The sequence below is a fragment of the Lactobacillus sp. B4026 genome (genome assembly GCF_026535825.1).
Classification (GTDB): Bacteria; Bacillota; Bacilli; order Lactobacillales; family Lactobacillaceae; genus Lactobacillus; species Lactobacillus panisapium.
In genome coordinates this window covers 95,631-119,244 of record NZ_JAFNPD010000002.1, presented here as the reverse complement: position 1 = coordinate 119,244, position 23,614 = coordinate 95,631, and the positions used below count along the sequence as shown (strand labels likewise).

Here is a 23,614-nt window from a genome sequence, read left to right as displayed (position 1 = left end):
ATCACACTCCTTCATTTATCTTTTGTATTAACGCTTTGCAAAAACCTGTATCAGTAATCCCCAATACCTTACGGTTTTTACCTATTGCATGCGATATCTCGCTACTGCTGAATTCAGAAATGACAGTAACATCATTTTGCTTAGCAATTCGAGTAAGCTTTTCGCTTGTATCCGCGTGACTATCATTAGCCAAAATTACTATTTTAACTTTTTTTGCCTTTAAGCCAACTGATACGATTTCCAAACCGGAAACAAGCTTACCAGCTCGCTCAGCAAGCCCTAGCAAATTCAATGCCTTTTGTCTATTTTGCAACTTTAATCATCACCAAACAATTCTTTTCTTGCTTTTTGATGATCAACATAGGAATATAATTCTTCATAAAATGAAGCGGCGATTTTAACACCTAAGCTTCGCTCAAGAACTCCTTTTTCTTTTGCTTGCTCAATTTTATCAGGATCAAGCGATACATATGCACCACGTCCTGGCTTTTTCCCTGTAGGATCAACAGAAATGTTTTTTTCCTTATCAATTACAATCCGAACTAACTCTTTTTTCGGTTGCATGGTATTGGTTAATAAATCTTTCCGCATCGGAATTTTTCTTTTTTTCAAAAGAGTTCACCCCCTGCCTTATTCGTCGACAGTATCTTCACTTTCAATAGAAGTTAGTTCAGCATCTTGCTCTGTTTCTTCATCTTCTTGAGTAGAAGTAGCGGCATTCTCATCTTCATCATCAACTGAAGAATCATCGTCAGCTGAAACGGAATCAGCAATATCTTCAGCGGCTTCATCTACTACATCGTTTAAAGCGGCATCTTCATTTTCCTGATTGGCTTCGTTTGAGCTTTCATCGACAAACTCAACTTCTGATTCTGGCCTGATGTCAATCTTGTAGCCCGTTAGCCGAGCAGCTAAACGAACATTCTGACCCTTTTTACCAATGGCAAGCGATAACTGGTAATCCGGAACAATTACCAATGCACTTTTTTCATCTTCTTCATCGCCAAATTGAACCGCAATAACTTCTGCAGGGTTCAATGCATTGGCAATAAAATCAGACGGATCTTCTTCATACTTAACGACGTCAATATTCTCGCCACCTAGTTCATTAACTACGTTTTGAACTCGGGCACCGCGTTGACCGACACAAGTACCAACAGGATCAATGTTTGGATCGTTAGACTTAACGGCAATCTTAGTTCTGTCTCCCGCTTCACGCGCAATCGAAACAATTTCTACTGTCCCATCGTAAATCTCAGGAACTTCTTGTTCAAAAAGACGCTTAACCATATCAGGGGCTGTCCGTGAAACAGTAATTTGTGCGCCCTTGGTATCAGAACCAACATGAGTGACAAGTACCCGAATTTGGTCTTGAGGGTTATAAGTTTCGTTAGGCATCTGGTCGTTTCTAGGCATAACAGCTTCAACATTACCAATTTTAACATAAACAAAGCGGTTGTCGCGCCGTTCAACTGTACCCGTAATCAATTCATCTTCATATTGTGAATATTCGTTAATGATATGGTTTCTTTCAGCTTCCCGCAAATGTTGCATAATAACTTGTTTAGCTGTTTGTGCAGCAATTCGACCAAAGTTCTTAGGTGCAACTTCAAATCTGATTTTATCGCCCAATTCGTATGCTTTATTAATGGCTAAGGCATCTTTCAAACTGATCTCCAGTCTGTCATCGTGAACTTCTTCAACAACAACTTTCTCAGTCATTAATTTGAAATCGCCTCGGCGTTCATCAAATTCAACAACAACATTGGTTGCCTGATTATAATTCTTTTTATATGCCGCAACAAGCGCTGCCTCGATAGCTTCAACAATCACATCTTGTTTGATACCCTTTGTTTTTTCTAAAGTAGCAAACGCCTCTAGCATTTCTTTAGACATAAGTTTTAATCAGCCTTTCTAAAATTCAATTGCAAAACGTATATTTGCAATTAACTTACGGGGAATAGTTAATTGTTTCCGCCTTGTTTTTATCTTTACTTCTAATTCGATTTCATCAGTATTAAATGACTTTAACGTACCTTCGTATTCTTTTTCACCGAGAACTTTTTGGTAAAGGCCAACGTGAACGTAATTATTCAGTGCTTTTTGCCAATCCTTCTCAGATTTTAAAGGTCGTTCGATACCAGGAGAAGATAATTCTAAAACGTAAGGATCAGGGAATGGATCAGGCTCGATTTCATCTAACTTGGCGGAAATTAATTCGCTAAGTCCAGCTATTTCGTCCATATCAATTCCATTTTCGCGGTCAACATATATTCTTAAATAATTTTGACCTTTTTCTTTTACGTATTCAATATCTACAAATTCATCATTGCGTTGTTCAATGATTGGTTTGATCTCTGCAAGTACAGAATCTTTAACTTTCGCCAAGTACTTTCCTCCGTAATAAAAAGAGTGAGCAAAACTTGCTCACTCCGAATCATTTATTCGAACTTCTTTAAGAAGTATACCATAATTATATTAATACTGCAAAATTTAAAAGAGTGAAAGTTGATTTTGGTCAGGCATCCCTTCCAAAACTTCATTTTCTTCTAAATAATCCATAATTGTTTGCGAAACTTTTCCTCTCTTAGATAAGTCTTCTTTGGAGAGAAATTCTTGCTCGGTCCGAGCAGCCACGATTTGCTTTGCGGCATTATTTCCTAGACCGGGAACAGCGTTAAACGGAGCCAAAATAGTGTGCTTATCAATAATCTTAAAATTAGTTGCTTCCGAATTATTGATATCAACCATTTTAATCTTAATTCCCCGCTCAAGACACTCATTTGCAATTTCTAAAACAGTTAATAAGCTTTTATCCTTTGCTGAGGCATCATTACCCTTTTCTTGAATATCCGCCATTGCTTTTTTGACAGTATTTTTACCATGACTCATTGCTACTAAGTCGAAGAGGTCAGCCCGCACAGAAAAGTAAGCAGTGTAGTATATTTCAGGGTAATATACTTTAAACCAAGCAATCCGCAAAGCCATTAGAATATAAGCAGTCGCGTGGGCCTTCGGGAACATATATTTAATCTTTAGACAAGATTCAATATACCAGTCAGGTATTTTATCATTTTTCTTCAAAACTGCCATGTCATCATCACTAATACCACGACCATGACGAACAGATTCCATCGTGGAAAATGCAACCTCTGGTTTTACCCCCCAGTGAATCAAGTCCATCATGATGTTATCCCGACACCCAATTACATCTTTCAACTTGCAAGTTCCATCATTGATAAGTTCTTCGGCGTTGCCTAGCCAAACATCAGTACCATGAGAAAGTCCAGAAATCTGTAACAATTCAGAAAATGTGGTTGGCTTGGTTTCTTCTAGCATTCCACGAACAAATCTAGTTCCAAATTCTGGCACCCCTAGCGTTCCAGTTTTTGACTGAATTTGTTCAGGAGTTACTCCTAATATTTTTGGACTTGAGAAGAGTGACATGACACCTGGATCATCTGGTGGAATAGTCAGTGGATCAACTCCAGACAAATCTTGCAGCATTCTGATCATCGTCGGGTCATCGTGTCCTAAAATATCAAATTTTAAGATATTATCATGAATTGAATGGAAGTCAAAGTGCGTGGTTTTCCAAGCAGCGTCAACATCATCAGCTGGATATTGAACAGGCGTGAAATCGTAAATGTCCATGTCGTCAGGAACAACGACGATTCCCGCTGGGTGCTGGCCCGTCGTTCTTTTTACTCCACTGACGCCAGCGGCCAACCGATCTAGCTCGGCTTTTCTTAAATTAAGTTCTTTTTCTTCATCGTAATGCTTAGCATAGCCATAGGCCGTTTTATCAGCCACAGTAGCAATAGTACCAGCACGATATGAATTGCCTGGGCCAAACATAACCCGAATAAAATTATGAGCAACAGGCTGATAGTCACCGGAAAAATTCAAATCGATATCTGGGACCTTATCGCCGTGAAAGCCTAGGAAAGTAGCAAACGGAATATCTTGACCATCTTTAACGAGCTCGGCACCACATTTAGGACATTTTTTGTCGGGCAAGTCATAACCAGACCCATATTCACCATTTTCAAAAAACTCTGAATACTGGCACTCTGGACAACGATAATGCGGCGCCAAAGGATTAACTTCAGTAATACCAGACATTGTTGCAACTAGACTAGATCCAACCGATCCCCGCGAACCAACTAAATAGCCATCTTTATTTGACTTAGCTACTAGTCGTTGAGAAATCAAGTAAATAACGGCATAGCCGTTAGATATAATCGAATTTAATTCCATATCCAAACGATCTTGAACAATTTTTGGAAGTGGCTTGCCATAGAGTTCATACGCTTTATCGTAGGTTAGCCGTTTCATTTCCTCGTCGGAATTTTCAATATGAGGTGGATACAGTCCATCCTTAATCGGCGCAATTTCTTCAACGGATTCAGCAATTTTGTTTGGATTAATAATTACAATCTCTTTTGCAGCCTCTTCACCTAAAAAGCTAAACGCATCAAGCATTTCTTGCGTTGTATAAAAATGCAAATCGGCTTGTTTCTTGTTTCGTTCAGGATTACTACGCTGAGCAGAAATTAAAATTGTCCGGTAAATAGCATCATGTTCTTCCAAATAATGAGCATCGCCGGTTGCAACAACTGGTTTATCCAGTTCATGCCCCAACTTATAGATATTGGTTAGAATTTCTTCCAATTCTGCTTGGTCGGCGATTAAATGATCCTCAATTAACTGCGAATAATTTGCTGGTGGCTGCACTTCAAGGTAATCATAAAATTTAGCTTTTTTCCGTGCTTCGTCATACCCTTTCTGCATCATTGCAACAAAGACTTCGCCTTCAGAGCAACCGGAACCATATAGTAACCCCTCATGATTTTTAACTAAATCTGATTTAGGTGTACGTGGAATGCGGTAAAAGTATTTGGTACTGGCTATTGATACCAAACGATACATATTTTTTAAACCTGCTTGGGTTTTAGCTAAAACGGTCATATGTTGCGGTCGCGCCCTCTGAAAGACTTGTCCGCGGACAGCATAATCATTCATTTTACCAAGATCATCCTCACCATACTTTTTAGTAAAAGCTTCTAAAAGCTTAAACATTAAGTAACCCGTTGCCTCGGCATCTTGATTAGCACGGTGGTGATGTTCAAGAACAACATTATATTTCTTTGCAAGAGAATCTAACGTATGACGCGTTTGTTCTGGGTGAAGCAGCCTCGAAACTTCAAGTGTATCAACAACTGGTTGCGTAATTTCTGCTAAGTCCGCACGTCGTAAAGCGGCATTAACAAAGCCGACATCAAACTGAACATTATGACCACATAACGGACGATCGCCATAAAAATCTTGAAACTGCTTAATAACAACAGCTTCATCATCGGCAGCCGTGACCATTTCATCAGTAATCGAAGTTAAATTAATAGTTTGTTCACTTAATGGATGATGCGGATTAATAAATTTGTCAAAACGCTCAAGGACTTCACCGTCCTTCATTTTGACAGCACCAATTTCAATAATGGTGTCATAAACAGAAGACAAACCAGTTGTTTCAACGTCAAAAATCACAAATTCCCGGTTTTCGTAAGTCATAGGAGCTGGATTTAGTACTAACAAAGCATGATCATCAATCATGTTGGCTTCCAGACCATAAACAATTTTGACACCATTTTTCTTACCAGCATTATATGCTTCAGGGAAGGCTTGGACATCTGCGTGATCAGTAATTGCAATTGCCTTTTGACCAAATTTTTTAGCTGCGGCAACAAAATCCGAAGCAGTATTAGTTGCATCAAGCTGACTCATATTAGTATGAAGATGCAATTCTACCCGCTTTTCTTCACCATCGTATTTTTCTTGCCGGCCAACATGTTCTACTGCTTCAAAGCTGGCAACATTGAAAACCACATCATGACTCCATTGATCTTCTGAAGCTGATCCCTGCATTTTTGCCCAGGTGCCAGGTTTTAACTCTGAGATGCTATTCATTTGTTCTTTGTCAGAAATAAATTTCTTGAAAGAAATTGAATCTGAATAGTCAGTAATTTCACCGGTAAAAATCACGGTACCTGTCTTTAATTCGCGACTTTCAATATTGAAAATGTTACCTTCAATTACAACATTACGCGTTCCGTCAATTACCTCTTTTATTTGAGTGATTGGTAAACTCTCGTCAAGTTGTCGGCTGCCATAGCGTGTTTTCCTAGTCGGATAATTATTTTGCTGCTTCGGTTTTTCTTTAGGCGGTGCAGCATTGTATGCTTCCTGCATAATTTGCTCATGTTGTTCTTGCAACTGCTGTAAGCTGGCCAAGTTACTCTGTGAATTTGCTTCATCTATTTCAGTCACAAATTTAAGGTTAAAAAAGCCATAGTCACGCATTTCTTCAGCAAGCTGGTCCAACATCTTTTGCTCAATCAGACCATCAACAACTAAATTATCGACTGGAATAATCCAACGACCATCCTCTTTTTTGGGTTTATGGCTAGAAATAAATTCGCGAGCAACCGGTTGTAAAACTTGCGAATTTTGCACAACAAAATGCCAATAGTCCGTAAGGTAGTCGTCTAATCCATCTTTCGTACGCACAAATAGACGGGTTTTAACAAAAGATGAAAAAGTAGCATTTATCGCCTTATTTAATGCGTCATATGTTTCAAATTTAAGGGGTGTAGTAAAAAGAACGTGAATATCCCACCTATGTTCTTTAGCGTAAACATCCACGTTCTCAATTTCGCCTTTTTGCAACAAATCATTATCTGAAAATTGATTTGGAAAATTAATTTGTTGTAAAAGTCGTAAGAAAAGTTCGTTTTTATTAGTCACGAAAATTATCCTAACTCTTTATTTACAAAATCGGCAAGTTCAGCAACCGAAATTTCGCTAGCCTTATCATCTGTTGGTCGCTTAACTTCCACAATACCTTCACTAGCCTTTTTACCGATAGTAATTCTAATTGGGGCTCCAACTAAATCTGCATCAGCAAATTTAACACCAGCCCGTTCGTTACGATCATCATATAATACATCATAATTAGAACTAAATATTTTCTCAAGTTTTTCAGCTAACTCGGTTTGTTCTTCATCCTTCATTTTCATTTGAACAATGTGCAAATCAAATGGAGCAATTTCCTTTGGCCAAGCAATGCCAAATTTAGTAAGATGTTGTTCAATAACAGCAGACAAAACTCTGGTTACACCAATGCCATAGGAACCCATGATTACGGGTTGTGTCTTACCATTTTGATCTAAGAAATCTGCACCCATTTTTTCGGTGTAGTACGTTCCCAACTTAAAAATGTGTCCTACTTCAATTGAAGTCGTAAATTTTAATGGTAAGTGATCAACTGGATCAGGTTCGCCCTCGTTCGCAACCCGAAGGTCAGCAAATTCATTTACTTTAAAGTCGCGGTCAAGGTTAGCATTCTTATACCGATAGCCCTCTTTGCCTGCACCAACAATGACGTTAATCAGACCTTCAACTGTCTTATCGGCAATCACTTTATCTGCCCAATCAGAAGCAACTGGTCCTACACTTCCCTTGCCAACTCCTGTGATTTCTTTTAATTCATCGTCAGAAGCAACACGAACAGAATCTGCATCAAGAGCATGAGTTAACTTGACTTCATTAATTTGTTTATCACCGCGAATAAGAACCAATACTTTTTCTTGTTCATTTACAATGTATAAAACGCTTTTAACAATTTTAGTCTTAGGAACAGCTAAAAATTCAGCTAAATCAGCAATTGTTTCTTGTCCAGGTGTAGCAACTTCTGTTAATTCAGCTTCATCTTCAGGCTCTGGTTTAAAAGTATCTTCGCTGACTGCCATTTCCAAATTAGCAGAATATGTTCCTGTTTCATTGGTTGCAATAGTATCTTCACCAATTGCAGCAGGTGCTTGAAATTCAGTTGAGTTTTTGCCACCCATTGTTCCTGAGTCTGCAATTACTGGAGTTACTTTTACACCGCAGCGCCGAAAAATTGCTTCAAACGCCTTTTTTTCATCATCAAATTGTTGATCAAGTTGTTCTCTAGTTGCTGCAAAGCTATATGCATCAAGCATAATAAATTCTCTGGTCCGTAATAAACCAAATCTTGGGCGATTTTCATCCCGAAATTTAGTTTGAATTTGGTAAAGAGCAATTGGCATTTGCTTGTAGCTCTTAAGATTTTTGGCAACAATTTCTGTAAATGTTTCTTCATGAGTTGGTCCTAGCAGGCTCTGACGACCGTGACGGTCTTTTAACCTGAACATTTCTGGACCATATTTTTGCCATCTACCAGAATCTTCCCACAAAGTTGCAGGTAAAAGTTCAGGCATTGCCATTTCTGGCACATTAATTTTAGCCATTTCTTCTTCCATTATTCTTTCGGCCTTTTTTAAGACACGATAGCCTAATGGTAAATAAGCATAAACACCAGCCGTTACTTGACGGACATATCCGCCACGAAGCATCAGCTTATGACTTTCAGCAACAGCATCTGCTGGTGCTTCTTTTGACGTAGGCATAAATAATTTAGATTGACGCATTAACAATTCTCTCCCAAGAAATAAATTTCTAGATTTTATTTTATAAAGTAGCGGTAAATATCATTACCGGTAACTGCGATTATTAATAGTAATAAAAGGCCAAAACCAATTAATTCAACTATTGCTTCATGATCTTCCGATATCGGTTTGCCACGGAAAATCTCAATGAGATTAAGCAAAAGCTTTCCCCCATCAAGGCCAGGAATTGGCACTAAGTTCACAATTCCTAGATTTATTGAAATCATTGCCAAGAATGCTAATAAGTAGGTAAAGCCCATTTGTGATACCTGTGAAGTTTGTGAATAAATACCTACAGGTCCAGCCAGCTTATTTAAGCTAAAGTGCCTAATCAAGCCACCAAGTGCATTAAAAATCATTCCGGTTGTTGATACAGCTGTATCCCAACCACGCTTAGCCTTTGCAAGGACACGGTCATCACTTTTGGCTTTGATACCAATTTGATAAACTTTTTGGCCTTGTACTTTTACCGTTTTGGGCTTAACAGAGACCGTCTTAGTTTTACCATGACTTGTTAAAACAATACTTAAAGCTTTGCCTTTACTGGCATTTATTTGATTAGAAATTTCATTAAAAGTAGTTGTTTTATGACCATTAATTGAAACAAATTTTGATCCAGGTTCAACCGCTGCTTGTTCAGCTGGTGAATTAGCTTCAACAGCTCCAATCGTAGTTGTTGCCGGACCGGGAATAGTAAAGGTCCAAATTAGAAAGACAACGAATCCCAAGATAATATTCATTAGGGGACCCGCAACATTAGTTGCAAGCTTTTGCCAAACATTAGCTTCTTGAAATTGGGTGTCACGAGGAGCAATGATTAATTCCGTATTGGATTGATCAATAACAGTTGCATCGTGATTAACCTGATAAGAAACTAATTTATCCTCTTCACCATTTTCATAGCCTTTAATAACGAGTTGATCCACTAAATCAACTTCTGTTATTTGAAGCGGCAAGCCCTCAATCGGAATGTCTGATCCAGAAGCATCAATCCGAACGACTTCATTTTGCTCATTAGTCTGCAAAATTACAGTCATTCCAGGTTTAAGCTCAGTTTCATCGTCTTTACTGGCTAAACGAACATAACCACCAAGTGGTAACCAACGAATAGTATAAGTTGTAGGATTTCGACGAACTTGGAACAATTTTGGTCCCATACCAATAGAAAATTCGCGCACTAGAATACCGCATTTTTTTGCGACGATAAAGTGCCCGAATTCATGGACAAAAACCAAAAGACCAAATACAACTAAAAAGATTAGTATTCCCTTCATGGAATTCTCCTAATGCACGATTCCTAATAAAGCAGCAAAGACGGGTAAAACAAATAGCATACTATCAAACCGGTCTAAAATACCACCATGTCCCGGCAGAATTTTACCTGAATCTTTAACGCCATAATACCGCTTATAAGCAGATTCAACTAGGTCGCCCATTTGACCTACAATGGATAATACAAAGGCAAAGATAACCATTTGCCAGAATGGATAATTAACATTAACAAAGTAAACGTAAATTGCGGCACATATTACAGCACAAATAGTTCCGCCAATTGAACCCTCCCAGGTTTTATTAGGACTAATTACAGGCCACAACTTATGTTTACCAATTTGCCTTCCTATCATATAGGCACCAGTATCTGTTAGCCATACTACAACAAAGACATAGCATAAAAGTGCTAACCCATTGCTGCTATTTCTAATACTTGCCATATAGTGAAAACCGGTACCAATATATAGTGAACCTAACGTGTAAACTGAAACATCGTCAAAAGTTGTCTTGTTTTTTGACAAAACTGTCCAAGTTAGCATCATCATGATTAAGGCAAAATAAATTCCATATTTAGTCCAATGGAATGGCATTGACTTAATAAAGCTATCTGGAACCGCCCAAGTAATTGTTGCAAGCAGTGCCAACAAAAAGTTAACAGAAACCAGTATCTGTTTTTTCATTAAAAAGATTTCACTGATGCCGACTGCAGCAAAGGCCACGGTCAGCCAGTCCATCCACAATCCACCCGCAATAACGATTGGAATAAATAAAATTAAAGCAATAACTGCTGTGATTATCCGTTGTTTCATATCAAAATTACCTAACTATCCGATTCATCTAGTTTGCCAAAACGGCGATGACGGTTCTGAAAATCAATGACAATTTTTTCTAAATCTTCTTTAGTAAAATCAGGCCAATTCTTCTGACTAAATGCAAGTTCAGAATAAGCCAGCTGCCATAACATAAAGTTGGAAATACGCTGTTCACCAGAAGTTCGTATTAATAAGTCTGGATCACTAAATTCTCCAAAACTAGCAGTCATCAAACGTTGAGAAATCATTTCTTCATCAATTTGATCACTATTAATCGCTCCTGTTTCAATTAGCGTTCCAATCTCTTTAACAGCTGAAGTAATTTCACTTCTTGAACCGTAATTAAAAGCAAAGTTCAAAATTAGTCCAGTATTATCTGCCGTTTCAGCCATTGCACGCTGAACAACATCATAAGTTTTACGTGGCAATTTGTCCAAAAAGCCCATGATATTGACCTTAACGTTATGCTCCATCAAGGTAGGCATAAACTTGTCAAAAAAACGGACAGGCAGATTCATTAAGTATGCGACTTCTTCTTTAGGACGAGCCCAGTTTTCTGTCGAAAAAGCATAAAGTGATAAAACTTTAATTCCCAATTCATCTGCTGCTAAAGTAATCCGTTCAACATTGTTCATACCTTCATAATGACCTGCTACACGAGGCTTACCCTGCTTAGTAGCCCAGCGGCCATTACCATCCATGATAATGGCAAGATGATTTAATTGATTCTTTTTTACTGCCATATGTTAGCCTTGAGTAATTTCTTTACGTTTTTGCTCAGCCAGTTCATCAATTTTCTTGGTTGCTTGATCAGTTACCTTTTGAACTTCTTTTTCTAAATTACGTTGTTCGTCTTCGGTAATTTCATCGTCTTTTTGTTGCTTTTTAAGGGTATTCATAGCATCACGGCGGACATTTCTAATCGCAATTTTACCCTCTTCAGCCATTTTATTGACTTCTTTAGCAATCTCTTGTCTTCTTTCACCAGTCAATTGAGGAATTACCAATCTGATAACTTTACCATCGTTTGCTGGGGTTAATCCTAAATTGGATGCTAGTAAAGCATGTTCAATATCATCCACACTGTTTTGATCATATGGCGTAATTAATAAAACACGTGGTTCAGGAATAGTGACACTAGACATCTGGGTTAAAGGAGTTGGTGCACCATAATAATCAACTTTAACTCCATCTAGCAATGCGGCATTAGCAACACCAGCACGGATAGTACCCAAGTTTTTCTCAAAAACAGTGATTGATTTGTCCATGTTTTGTTTTGCTTTTTTAATTGTTTCGTTATTCATTTATTTGCCTCCTTCAATTACTGTTCCAATATGCTCGCCCATAACAACTTTCTTAATGTTACCTTCAGTATTTACGTTAAATACAATTAGCGGAATATTGGTATCCATTGAAAGCGAGCTAGCGGTCCGATCCATAACTTTTAAATCTTTTGAAATAACGTCGAGTTGAGTCAGTTCGCTAAACTTCTTTGCCGTTGGGTCTAATTTTGGATCGGCGGAGTAAACCCCGTCAACACCATTTTTGGCCATCAAAATAACATCGGCATTAATTTCCGCTGCGCGTAGAGCTGCAGTAGTATCAGTAGAGAAGTAAGGATTACCAGTACCTCCGCCCATGATAACAACGCGTCCTTTTTCTAAATGACGAATTGCTTTTCTTCTTATATAAGGTTCAGCAATTTGTCTCATTTCGATTGAAGTTTGCAATCTAGTTGGGACACCGACATGTTCCAGACCATCCTGAAGAGCTAAACCATTCATGATAGTTGCTAGCATGCCCATATAATCTGCTTGTGAGCGTTCCATGCCAAGTTTTTCACCAGTCTCACCACGCCACATATTACCGCCACCGCAGACGATTCCAATTTGAACTCCTAAATCGTGCACTGATTTGATTTCTTCAGCTAAATGACTGATAACTGTCGGATCTATCCCTGTTCCGTTGTTACCGGCCAATGCTTCTCCAGAAATTTTCAAAACGACACGTTGATATTTAACTTGAGTCATGACAACCTCCTCTATTAACTTAAATTATTCTAACATATTAAATACGCAAATGTGGGGCAACAAAACAAAAGAGAATAATTTTATTTTAAAAAAGTAAATTTCGCTAAATTTTTCTACATTACCACCTATATTTTTTTTTTACTTTTACTGTAGATAAAAAGTAACAGCACATTTCTGTTTCAATTCTAAATTTTTATAAAAAAATGCTTCATTAAGATTATTAATTTATCCTAATAAAGCATTTTTCTATTTTTTATTGTAAATATCTTTGTGCATGTTGAGCAGCATTTCTGCCGGAATAAAAGGCATAACCAGCACAAGTACCCGGCATGTTAGGGCCATAGGTGTCACCTGTTAATCCTGCTGCATCATTACCAGTTGCATAGATACCAGAAATTGGTTTACCGTGTTTATCTTCAAGCTCATTATCAGGGGTCACCTTTAAACCGCCCATTGTACAAAAAGCACCAACACTCAATTTGAAACCATAAAACGGTCCTTTTTCTACCGACCTTAGATATTGGGGATCCTTACCAAAGAATTGATCCTCACCATTTTCAACAAACTGGTTGTATTGTCCAATCGTCTTTGTCAACTTTTCTTGAGGAAGATTCATTTCTTTTGCTAAATTTTCAATAGTGTCGGCTTTAAAAATAAATGGTTTGTTATCAATAAGAGCTTGATCAATTTCATCTTGTAAATGAGTCATTTTTTGCCCACGTTTAACATAGACGCCTAAGCCCATAAAATTCCCTTTTTCAATCATCTCGGTAATATTTTTTTGATCTAAAATACTATATACACTATTTTGACTATACAAAGCATTTCCAGCATAAGAGAAATTATAAATTACTGATTCATCAACAAAACGCTCGCCGTTTTCATTAACCCAAAGTAGTGGCTGCTGCCCAGCAGCAACGTTCATCTGACTGTTCATCATTTTAAAAGATGGTTCTTCAGGGTCTTTTAAATAGCCACCAAATAGCATTGCCATGCCCATTCCTGCTTTTTGTCCGCCTACTTGCCAACCTAAGCGTAAACCATCACCAGTACCTTTACCAGAAGAAACGGTAACTAATCTCGTCAAATCATAGTCAGTATCATGAGCCATCATTTCTGAATTGTTCAGATAACCACCAGCAGCTAGAATAACCACCTTAGCAGTAACTGTCTCAGTTTGACCATCAGCCTCGCTTTTAAGAGTTATTTTTTTCTTACCCCCGCGACAAATTTCCAAATCAATTGCAGAAACCGAAGTCAACAATTCGCCACCTAATTTTTCAAATTTAGGTTGTAACGCTTTATGCATCACTGCGTCCCCAAAGCCTTCATAAATATGCCAAGTAGCCTCTCCTGCTCCCATTGCTTGAACGCCTTCATACTTAACACCTTCATCATGGAGCCATTGGACATTTTCTGCACTAGCATCTAAATATTTGCGCCAAATTCTTGAATCAGCTTTATACTTTGAATATTCGACTTCTTCTTGCAAAACATCAATTGTTGAAACGTCAATTCCTTGCTTTTTCTGTAAATATGAATCAACTGCAAATAAACCCTCGCTATAATTAGCCGACCCACCTGTATGACGTCCTTTTTCGAGCATTAAAACTTGATTGCCATGTTCAACGGCGGTTAAGGCAGCAGCCTGACCTGCAGCACCCGAACCAACAACGACTACATCATAAGTTGATAACTTTGTTAAACTCATTAGACTTTTCCTCCAAATAAATAATTTATGCTTTAATCCTAGCTTCTATCTGCGTAGAATGACAGGTAGAATATTTTGCGTCAGGCGAAGATGGAGGTTCGGGTAAAAATGAATTTTGATCAACTAAATACTTTTATATCAGTAGTTGAAACGGGCAGTTTCCAAAAGACTGCAAAGACTAAATATGTTAGCCAGAGATCTGTTTCTCAATCAATGCAAAAATTGGAAGAAGAATTAGGCTTTGAACTTTTTAAGCGTGGCAAAAACAAAATTATTGTTACTGATCAGGGACAAGCATTCTTCTTAAAAACTAAGGAAATGCTTCATAGCTACTTTGTTGAAATTAATTCTTTACGTCATCAAACTACTTCAGTTCACCAAGAATTTAAAATTGGTTATTTTTCACCATTTGAAGGAGCATTAATGCGAAAACAAGTCTATGCTTTCAGTAAGAAGTATCCGAACATAAAATTTAAAATTACTGAAGAAAGTATTGAGCACCTTATTTCTGATGTATCTCTAGGTATTCTAGATATGGCTTATATATTGGACTACGGTTCACAAGAATTTTTGACAAAAAATCTAACTAGCAAAACCGTATTTCAAAGCACCATGGTTATTGGCGTCAGCAAACTCAATCCCTTAAGTCAGAACAACACCTTTCCTATTAAAGCATTGAAAGATAAACCGATGCTCTACTATAGTCCAGAAAAAACTAATTATCTAAAGCATGCTTTCCTGGCAACTTTGCCAGAAGCATATCAAAATATTCCAGTTGCACGTGTTTCAACAATCGAGCAAATGCAAACTTTAGTTACAGCTAATCAAGCTAATGCATATTATCCCGATGGTCTAATTCAATTAGGTTCTAATACCGAATCAGAAATTAGCTACCTACCTTTGCAAGGAAATGAAAACAGTCAAAAATTTAAAATTCAGTCTATTTATCCTAAGCAAAGCAAAAAGTGTAACTTAATTAAACAATTTTTAGGTTAAAATCCTGTCATTGCATCTTGGGTTCAATTAAGCTCGATCTAATTAAACGTAATCTTGGCATGATTCTCTCAGAGCATAAACTATATTCAATAGTCACAAGACTTACATATTATCCATTATTGATCGTAGTGATTACCTACAGCATTCCTTATCTTCCAATTTAAACAGACTAAAGATATGCTTTGCACTAGTATCCAGATGAAAGCTGATGTTTAAATGACTATCAAAAATTTAGGTTTAAACTAAAGCAAAACATGGTAAAAAGCAACAAATAGTTGACACCATTTTTGCATAGCGGTTGAATTAATCATTATCTAGACTAAGAAAAGGACCAACTCCAATTAAATTTTGGGAGTTGGTCCTTTTCTAAAATCTAATAAATTTTTTTCATTTGCAACAGATAGCGATTTTTACGGATCGCATTTATCTTAAACAGTTTCGTGATCTGTTTGTAACAGTAAATTATATAGCGAGCCGTACAAATTAGAATCATTTCTAAACTTAGCAGCAACAATTTCCGGTTTAGTTAAAGTTTGACCGATAATCGAATTATCATCATTAACTAGTTGATCATAAGCATGCTTAATTCCATCAATCAAGCATGCTTGGGCACTAATTCCACCACCAATGGCAATTTTATTAACGTCAACCACAGTTTGCATGTTAAGAATTAAAGTAGCAATCTGCAAACAATACTGTTCAAAAATAGCAACTGCCTCGGGAACATGGTTTTTAATTGCTTCAAAAGCGTGAACACCATCGCTTACATCCTCATAACCTAATTGTTCATTTACCTGGCCAACAAAGCGAACGGCCGAGCATAACTTGCCGATACTACCCTGCATATCCTTAGGATTAGAAATATCAGCAATCATGAAGCTCATTTCTCCGGCTTGATTATGCGTACCTTGAAGAAGGTGACCGTCGACTATAATACCGCTTCCTACTCCGGTACCCAAGGTAATCGCAGCACAGTTTTTTTCGTCTTTTAAGTTTCCTAACCAATTTTCTGCTAAAATGCTTGCTTTACCATCATTAATTACGGCAACAGGAAAATCTTCTGCTTCATAAATTTGACCAAAATCTATTCCATCTAAAAAAGGAATAGCACCACCAAACCTAATTTTCGTTTTGTCAATTTTACCTGGTGCACAAAAAGCTAAGCCTTTAATTGAACCGGTATATTTTTGAACGATTTGATCAATTTGTGCCAGAAACTTGTCTTTGCCATCTGGCGTGCTCACTTTACCTTTTTCAATTATATGACCAGATAAATCAATTTGTGCGTACTTGATTTCAGTACCGCCAATATCAATACTTAAATAATTTTTCATACTAACCCTTCAAGAAAAAATTTAGTCAAAAACCAAATAACTATCAAAACTTAAATTTAACATGGAATCATCTTGAAACAATGTCTGATGAAATTTCCTTTTAAAATTATAACTTAAAAAAATTTCTTTTTTGATAAAATTAGATTTTATTTGTTTCTTTGTAAGATTTTTAAAAAATATTTTTTGTCTTTGGGAATATCTGACTAAGCAAAAAAACTGACTTCAATAAGTTTGAAATCAGTTTTAAGAAAAGTTTTTAACCAATTTGATAATGTTTAGTACCAGCAGTCATCCTAATTAATCTTGCGAAACACTATCAATTATAATTAGCGCTTAATTTTTTGCAGCGTTTATTCCGGCTAAACGGCCAAACGTTTGAGCATGACTTGATGCTAGTCCGGGAACACGATCATTATATGACCCCCAGAAAAAGCCACCTGAATCATTACCTCCAGCATATAAATGTTTAATAGGATCATGGTTTTTATCAAGTACTTCCATTTTCGAGTTGACCCTTAAACCATCCAGAGTGCAAAGAATTCGACCTCCTAGTATACAACCATAAAAAGGCGGTTTCTTAATTGGAGTTATGCGATAAGATTCTTTCCCAAATTCACAATCTTCGTTGGCAATAACTGCTTGATTATTAGCAGCAATCGATTTATTAACTGCAGCAAGTGGCAGGTTCAATTTATCAGCTAGTTCTTCAACAGAATCAGCTTTAACTACTAATCCCTTGTTAACATAATTTTCCGTATCAGCAATAAAAGCTTCTTTATCTTTCATATAACCTGGAAAGCCATAGCGTGCGCAACCTAACATATGCATTTTTTCAAGTACCTGCCCGTATTGGTCATCCCAGATCATAGCGTATAAATAGCCTGGTTCTTTGCTTGCCGCATTTACAATAAACTGGTAAGGTACTGATTCATTGGAAAATCGCTCACCTTTTAAATTAACCTTTAAGAAAGGATATGAACCAATCCACAACCAATTATCATAAGTTGCCGTTTGATAATACATATCTTCTGTCTTAGTGCCGACAGGCACAAGTCCACGATCAAAAATACTCTCTGCTGGTTCTTCGTCTTTGATTGCGCCAACATTCAAGGCAGCTGTAATCCCTGCACCATTTGAACGAGGAGAATCATTATAAGTATTTTTCTTTAAAGCCAGTGGATCCCATTTGCTAAGTAAGCTCTTATTAGCTGAATACCCACCAGTCGCTAAAATAATTCCTTTTTTAGCTACAATTTCATAAAATTCATTAGTCTTCAAATCTTTAACAATAGCACTAGAAACAACATCTTGAGACTTATGCAAACCAACGAGTGCTGTTTGATACCTTATTTCTACACCATGTTTTTTCTGATAGTCTACAAACCAATCACCATATGAGACAAAAGATTGATCATCGATAGTCGGATCGTTTTCAGTTGGAAAACCTTGATACGCTTTACTAGTAACCATAGCGTCCGGTTCTGATCTAAAATGAGCACCATGTGGTTTTAAGATATTATCTTCAAGCCAATTAACACTTTCGCTACTATTATCTGCCCATGTTTTTAGCAGTTTTTCATCAACGTTATGCTGAGCAAATGCAGCCAGTGACTCAACTAAATCAGTTTTATTAATAACCGTTCCTGCCCGCTTTTGCGCGTTACTACTAACACTAGCAATGCCTACACGCATTAAATTAATTGTTTTTTCTTTTTCAATCAAAACGACTTGGGCACCATGTTCCTTTGCAGCTGCAGCAGCCATCATCCCAGCATTACCTGCTCCCACCACTAGAACATCGGTTTGAATAACTTTACTAGGTTTAATATTTTGTAAATCATAGCCATCAACGTTTTTATATTCAATCATTGTATATCCTCCAATTCTTCCTTCATATTAATAGCGCTTTCAGCTATAATAATAGCATCGGTAAGAATGTTTGATTATCAATTATCTTATTAGTGATAAGTTTTTCTTTTCAGGAGCAATATGAATTTAGATCACTTAGCTATTTTTGTAGATTTAGCAGAAACGTTAAATTTTCGCAAAACCGCTTATCGTAAAAGTATTTCACAACCAGCAGTTTCTCAGGCTATTAATTCCGTTGAAAATGAAATAGGCGTTAAACTATTTAAAAGATCTCGCAGTGGTGTAGCAATTCTGCCAACTGGTCAATTGCTTTATGAAAATATCAAGCCTCTGTTAAACACCTACTATAAAACAATCCAAATAGTGCGTGAAAAGAATAATCAACGTTCCACTTTAACTATTGGAATTACTGATTCTCCTTTTGAGTCATTCTTTATTCCTAGATCATTGCCCAAGTTCCAAAGGCAACATCCAAATATTAAGCTTTTTATCCAAAATTTCGATCATACGCAGCTTAAACGACAATTAATCAATGGCGACTGTGATTTAGTCTTAACAACCCAAGATGATGTTGAGAAAAACAAAAATATTAATTATCTTGAACTTGTAAACGGAAATTTTTGTGCTGTGGTGCCCAAAAATAATCATTTATCTGGGAAAAAACAGTTTTCACTGAATGATTTTCAAGGGCAAAATTTGATTCTTCTAGATAATAATTGGTGTCCACCTGAACAACTCAAGTTACAAGAACTTATTCGTAAAAAAAAGATAGTCAAAGACATCGCGTATGTTAATAATGTGAATACCGCAAATATTATGTGCGAAGCTGAGCTAGGGATTACTTTATGTCCTGACTTTATTTGCGGTAAAGAAAATCAATTTATTAAGCCAATTACTATTGATTATCCAGTGCGACTAAGCTATGGAATAGCAACTTTAAAAGGTAATTCAAATAGAGATATTTCTTTATTTGCCCAATATTTTAAAACACAGTTTTAAAATGGAAAGATAATCATGCTAAACATCAAAAGACAAATTCTAATTGCTTTACTTAATCAAAAAAAGGGATTGAGAAGCAGTGATTTAGCAAAGCAACTAGATGTCACACCAAGAACTATTAGAAATAATATTACAGAGTTAAACCGGTCTTTGCAGGGAAAGGTAATTGGTTACCGCAGACCATTTTTCTACATAAGTAATCCAGAACTTGTAAGAAGACACATTTTTATCAAGGATAATCAATTACACTATCCAAATTACCCGTCTGATAGGCCATTTTTAATCTATTTACAATTATATAATCAACCAAAAGTTAAAATTCAGGATATATCTTCAAAGCTTCACATTGGAAGAAACGAAATTGAAAATTCAATCAAAGATTTAAAAAGGCTTTGTTGCCAATATCATCTTAAAATTGAAACAAATTCTTCAGGCATTAGTCTTGTTGGTCAACAAATATGGCAAAATTATGTATTGGCATTATTATCAACAAAGCGCATAAGTAGGTTAGTTAAAAACCAATACCTCTATTTAATCTTCCAAGAAAAATTTTCAAAGGATAAATTTATTAGCAAAATTACCACAATAAATAAAAAAGTCAAAAACGAATATAACTTACAATTAGAAGATAAAGACCTTTATATATTGGCTTTAATGACTATGCTCGAAAATGGTACTAGCAAACAGTATCAAAAATTTTATCAAGAACTAATCTTTTATGTTAATAGTAAAACTCTTAAATTGTGCGAGAGTGACAAAGTAATCTACCAATCTTTAGTCAAAGTATTTCCTCAATACAAAGACACTATTTATAATGGGCTTGGCAATATCAGTCATCACCTAAAATTGGTTCAATTTCAGCCAAGCTATTTCTCTTTAAATATTAAAAAGACTAAAATAGCAAATATAACTCTAAGCTATACCGAACAAGATAAAGAATTTATCTCCTTTTTAAGACATATACCAACGAAATTTTTGCGAAAAAGAATTGTTGTTTATGAATCAAATATCTTCGAATTAACCAAATACGGCGATAAATTAGCGTTTTTAACTATTTTGTTTCCCGAACTTGAAATTAAACTTTCTAATAACCTTTTTGATTTAGATAAGTTATTACACGTTAAGAATGAGCAAATTATTTTTCTAGCAAAAAAAGAACGCATTTCATTATTTGATGAAAAATATCATATCCAATTTTTTAAATTAGAACCAAAAATCAGCCAAAAGCTGATTTACTACTTACTCGAACAAGAATAATAGAAAATTCCCCGACTTGGGGAATTTTTTATTATTGTTTATTAACATTTTATCCTTAATAATATAGTTAAATTAATTGCTTACAAGAAAGTGAGGAAACAACATGAATAAGGATTTCTTGTGGGGAGCTTCTAGTTCCTCTTTTCAAGCAGAAGGAATGTGGCAAAAAGCTGGTCAAGGAGCGTCTGTAATTGAGCTTGATCAAGCAAACAACATTGAATCTTTCAAAAAAGGCGTTGATTTTTACCATCGCTTTCCAGAAGACATTGAATATATGAAAAAAGCCGGTTTAAAGGCCTTTAGATTTTCAATTTCATGGCCAAGAATTTTTCCGGAAGGCTCTGGTCAACCTAACATAGAAGGAATCAATTATTACCAAAAAATAATTAAACAGTTACGCGAAGCAAAAATAGAACCAATAGTTACGATTTATCATTTTGATTATCCTCTTACCCTAGTAAAAAGATATGGCGGCTGGATATCGAAAAAAAGTATAGATGATTACTTATCATATTGTCGCTATTTATTTGAACAATTAGGAAATCAAGTCAAGTATTGGATAACCATTAATGAGCAAGATCACGTTATAAAAATTCCAACAAGATTAGGGATTAAATCAGATTCTTTTGCTAAGCATATGCAAGAATGCTACCAAGCTAATCACAACATGTCAGTTGCCTCAGCATTAGCCATAAAATTGTGTCATGAAATGATTCCAGATGCAAAAATTGGACCAGCTCTTTCTTACCAACCATATTATCCTGCAAGCAACCAATTATCAGATAAAAAGGCAGCTCAGTATGCTGATCTTTTAACTCAAAAATATTTGTTGGATTTACAATGCAAAGGCTTTTATTCACAAGAGTTTAAAAACTATTTGCAATGGAAAAATGTTAATCTAGACATTAAAGCAAATGAGTTAGATGAAATTAAGCAAAACCACCCGGATTTTATTGGAATTAATTATTATTCAAGCAATATAGTTCAATATTTGCCACCCGAGAATAAATACGGTCAAATTGAAGGTCATCCTGTACCCAAAAAAGAGTTTGGGCTCTATGAGATCAAAAATGATCCTAGGTTAGATACAACCAAATGGGGCTGGAGTATTGATCCAAAAGGATTAAAAATCGCTTTAAAAAATATTTATTCTCAATACCATTTGCCACTTTTGATTACTGAAAATGGTTTTGGTGACCAAGATCATCTAGTAAACGGCAACATAAATGATCAAGATAGAGTTAACTATTTAAAAGCTCACATCAATCAAATGTTAGATGCTATCAAACAAAATATACCTGTGCTAGGTTATTGCATTTGGAGCTTTACCGATGTGATTAGTGGACATAATGGTAGTAATAAGCGATATGGCTTAATCTATGTTGATCAAAATATGGACCGAATCCCCAAAAAGAGTTTCATGTTTTATCAAGCTCTTATAAAGCAGATGGAAGGAGTCAATTCTAATGAAAACAACAGTTATTGAATTTCAAAATTTTATGCAACATAAAGTCGGTCATATTATAACCAAAATGGCCCAAAATAAGGTTTTGCAATCAATTCAACAAGGAATGATTGCCACCCTGCCCTTCTTAATTTTAGGATCATTTGCTAGTATTATCGTTAATTTTCCTTATACTCCTTTTACTAAATTCCTTAAAGTCAGTGGACTTTATGCCTTTCTAAATATTCCTTATCAACTTACGATGGGGATTTTAGCTATTTATGTTACTTTTTTACGGCAAAGGCTTTTAGTGAGAAAAATGAAGTTAGATCGATTTTACCGGCAATTATGTCTGTGTTGGCGCTACTGATGCTGTCACCGTTAAAAACATTTATGGTTAAAGGGCCACAAAACAAAGCTGTTCCGACTCAATTTCTGCCATTTGATAACATCGGAGTCAAAGGCTTGTTTTTAGGATTAATTTTGGCGATTGTCATTAGTGCAATCTATTGTAAGTTAATTAACAGCAATTGGACGATTAAAATGCCGCAAGGTGTTCCCGAAAACATTTCTACTTCATTTAAATCACTAATACCAATTATTTTAATCACCATTATCATCGTCATTATTAAATATTTAATGTCGCTAACCCAATACGGCGACTTAAATACTGCAATTTATTCATTACTTCAGGTACCTCTTCAAAAAATTGGCACTTCTCCTTGGGCAATTTTGCTTGTGGTAATTTTGAATAGTTTGTTTTTTTACTTTGGTATTCATTCTTTAGCTATTAATTCAATCGTTATGCCAATACTTTATGCACTAGACTTTCAAAACTTAGCCGCTTTCAATGCCGGTCACACAGTTACTAATTTAATTACCTGGCGTTTTTTCTACATGACAAGTAAAATCGGCGGTACTGGTTGTGCATTAGGATTAGTAATCTATTTAGCTTTCTTTGCAAAATCTAAGCAATTTAAAATGTTGGGTCGTTTATCACTTATTCCGGTTCTATTTAATACAGACGAACCAATCATCTTTGGCTTACCAATTGTACTAAATCCAATTATGTTCATTCCGTTTATTCTTGCCCCAGTTGTTAGTTTTTTGGGATCATATGCTTGCGAATTATTACATTTAGTTAGGCCAGTAATCGGCTTTGCCCTACCAGAACAAACACCTGTAATCATAAGCGGACTAATACAATCAGGTCCAGCTTTTGCAATAATGCAAGTAATAATGATTTTTATTACAGCTTTAATCTATTTACCTTTTGCAAAAATAGCTGACAAGAAGGCCCTAGCAAAAGAATTAAATGCTTAATTGACTTACAAAAAAAGAGTGAAATTTATCTAATAGACT

Annotated in this window: 20 protein-coding genes; 6 read left to right on the top strand and 14 right to left on the bottom strand. The window is 36.0% G+C overall.

The genetic code is table 11. The features are described 5' to 3' along the window. Nucleotide 1: 1 nt before the first annotated feature. The 12 genes from J3U69_RS02460 to J3U69_RS02405 all read right to left on the bottom strand — a co-directional run bounded on the left by J3U69_RS02460 (nt 2) and on the right by J3U69_RS02405 (nt 14,353). Nucleotides 2-313 carry a ribosomal L7Ae/L30e/S12e/Gadd45 family protein gene (locus tag J3U69_RS02460; RefSeq protein ID WP_220219769.1) on the bottom strand — a complete coding sequence of 104 codons (312 nt, stop codon included), beginning with the start codon at nt 311-313 and terminating at the stop codon, nt 2-4. A 2-nt stretch (nt 314-315) separates the two neighbouring features. Beyond that, a complete protein-coding gene (gene rnpM / locus J3U69_RS02455) occupies nt 316-612 on the bottom strand; it encodes an RNase P modulator RnpM (protein ID WP_103751751.1) in 297 nt (98 codons plus the stop codon). 18 nt (nt 613-630) lie between these two features. Continuing rightward, nucleotides 631-1,896 carry a transcription termination factor NusA gene (gene nusA, locus J3U69_RS02450; protein WP_267412921.1) on the bottom strand — a complete coding sequence of 422 codons (1,266 nt, stop codon included), beginning with the start codon at nt 1,894-1,896 and terminating at the stop codon, nt 631-633. A gap of 18 nt (nt 1,897-1,914) precedes the next feature. Further along, nucleotides 1,915-2,388 (bottom strand): ribosome maturation factor RimP, encoded by a 474-nt coding sequence (gene rimP / locus J3U69_RS02445; RefSeq protein ID WP_220232053.1) that lies wholly within the window; start codon nt 2,386-2,388, stop codon nt 1,915-1,917. Nucleotides 2,389-2,493: 105 nt separating this feature from the next. Further along, entirely contained in the window at nt 2,494-6,804 is a 4,311-nt protein-coding gene (locus tag J3U69_RS02440) for a PolC-type DNA polymerase III (RefSeq protein ID WP_267412920.1), read from the bottom strand. Between the two features lie 5 nt (nt 6,805-6,809). Then, nucleotides 6,810-8,510, bottom strand: coding sequence for a proline--tRNA ligase (locus J3U69_RS02435; protein ID WP_267412919.1), 1,701 nt, complete (start codon nt 8,508-8,510; stop codon nt 6,810-6,812). Nucleotides 8,511-8,545: 35 nt separating this feature from the next. Then, complete coding sequence (rseP, locus tag J3U69_RS02430; protein ID WP_267412918.1) at nt 8,546-9,802, bottom strand: RIP metalloprotease RseP; 1,257 nt, start codon at nt 9,800-9,802, stop codon at nt 8,546-8,548. A gap of 9 nt (nt 9,803-9,811) precedes the next feature. Beyond that, nucleotides 9,812-10,609, bottom strand: a complete 798-nt coding sequence (locus tag J3U69_RS02425) for a phosphatidate cytidylyltransferase (RefSeq protein WP_103751757.1) — start codon at nt 10,607-10,609, stop codon at nt 9,812-9,814. Nucleotides 10,610-10,620: 11 nt separating this feature from the next. After that, nucleotides 10,621-11,355: an isoprenyl transferase gene (locus J3U69_RS02420; RefSeq protein ID WP_220219775.1), complete on the bottom strand. Its 735-nt coding sequence runs from the start codon at nt 11,353-11,355 to the stop codon at nt 10,621-10,623. 3 nt (nt 11,356-11,358) lie between these two features. Next, the gene (gene frr / locus J3U69_RS02415; RefSeq protein ID WP_220219776.1) at nt 11,359-11,916 is read right to left on the bottom strand and encodes a ribosome recycling factor; all 558 of its coding nucleotides are present in this window, start codon (nt 11,914-11,916) and stop codon (nt 11,359-11,361) included. Beyond that, the gene (gene pyrH / locus J3U69_RS02410) at nt 11,917-12,642 is read right to left on the bottom strand and encodes a UMP kinase (protein WP_220219777.1); all 726 of its coding nucleotides are present in this window, start codon (nt 12,640-12,642) and stop codon (nt 11,917-11,919) included. It lies immediately after the preceding gene. 253 nt (nt 12,643-12,895) lie between these two features. After that, nucleotides 12,896-14,353 (bottom strand): FAD-dependent oxidoreductase, encoded by a 1,458-nt coding sequence (locus J3U69_RS02405; protein ID WP_267412917.1) that lies wholly within the window; start codon nt 14,351-14,353, stop codon nt 12,896-12,898. A gap of 108 nt (nt 14,354-14,461) precedes the next feature. Between J3U69_RS02405 and J3U69_RS02400 the strand changes: the two genes are divergently transcribed. Further along, complete coding sequence (locus J3U69_RS02400; protein ID WP_220219779.1) at nt 14,462-15,349, top strand: LysR family transcriptional regulator; 888 nt, start codon at nt 14,462-14,464, stop codon at nt 15,347-15,349. A 428-nt stretch (nt 15,350-15,777) separates the two neighbouring features. On the opposite strand, the gene J3U69_RS02395 is transcribed toward J3U69_RS02400, so the two are convergent. Both J3U69_RS02395 and J3U69_RS02390 read right to left on the bottom strand, forming a co-directional pair. Then, nucleotides 15,778-16,683 (bottom strand): ROK family protein, encoded by a 906-nt coding sequence (locus J3U69_RS02395; protein ID WP_267412916.1) that lies wholly within the window; start codon nt 16,681-16,683, stop codon nt 15,778-15,780. A 333-nt stretch (nt 16,684-17,016) separates the two neighbouring features. Continuing rightward, nucleotides 17,017-18,552 (bottom strand): FAD-dependent oxidoreductase, encoded by a 1,536-nt coding sequence (locus J3U69_RS02390; RefSeq protein WP_267412915.1) that lies wholly within the window; start codon nt 18,550-18,552, stop codon nt 17,017-17,019. Nucleotides 18,553-18,672: 120 nt separating this feature from the next. On the opposite strand from J3U69_RS02390, the gene J3U69_RS02385 reads away from it, so the two are divergent. The 5 genes from J3U69_RS02385 to J3U69_RS02365 all read left to right on the top strand — a co-directional run bounded on the left by J3U69_RS02385 (nt 18,673) and on the right by J3U69_RS02365 (nt 23,575). Then, on the top strand, nt 18,673-19,551 hold the full coding sequence (locus J3U69_RS02385) for a LysR family transcriptional regulator (protein ID WP_220232059.1): 879 nt from the start codon (nt 18,673-18,675) through the stop codon (nt 19,549-19,551). 15 nt (nt 19,552-19,566) lie between these two features. Next, the gene (locus tag J3U69_RS02380) at nt 19,567-20,808 is read left to right on the top strand and encodes an HTH domain-containing protein (RefSeq protein ID WP_267412914.1); all 1,242 of its coding nucleotides are present in this window, start codon (nt 19,567-19,569) and stop codon (nt 20,806-20,808) included. Nucleotides 20,809-20,911: 103 nt separating this feature from the next. Further along, nucleotides 20,912-22,294 carry a glycoside hydrolase family 1 protein gene (locus tag J3U69_RS02375; RefSeq protein WP_267412913.1) on the top strand — a complete coding sequence of 461 codons (1,383 nt, stop codon included), beginning with the start codon at nt 20,912-20,914 and terminating at the stop codon, nt 22,292-22,294. Further along, nucleotides 22,275-22,622: a hypothetical protein gene (locus J3U69_RS02370; RefSeq protein ID WP_267412912.1), complete on the top strand. Its 348-nt coding sequence runs from the start codon at nt 22,275-22,277 to the stop codon at nt 22,620-22,622. The genes J3U69_RS02375 and J3U69_RS02370 overlap by 20 nt, the downstream gene beginning before the upstream one ends. After that, the gene (locus tag J3U69_RS02365; RefSeq protein WP_267413023.1) at nt 22,586-23,575 is read left to right on the top strand and encodes a PTS sugar transporter subunit IIC; all 990 of its coding nucleotides are present in this window, start codon (nt 22,586-22,588) and stop codon (nt 23,573-23,575) included. Before J3U69_RS02370 ends, J3U69_RS02365 begins: the two co-directional genes overlap by 37 nt. The last annotated feature ends 39 nt before the right edge of the window (nt 23,576-23,614 follow it).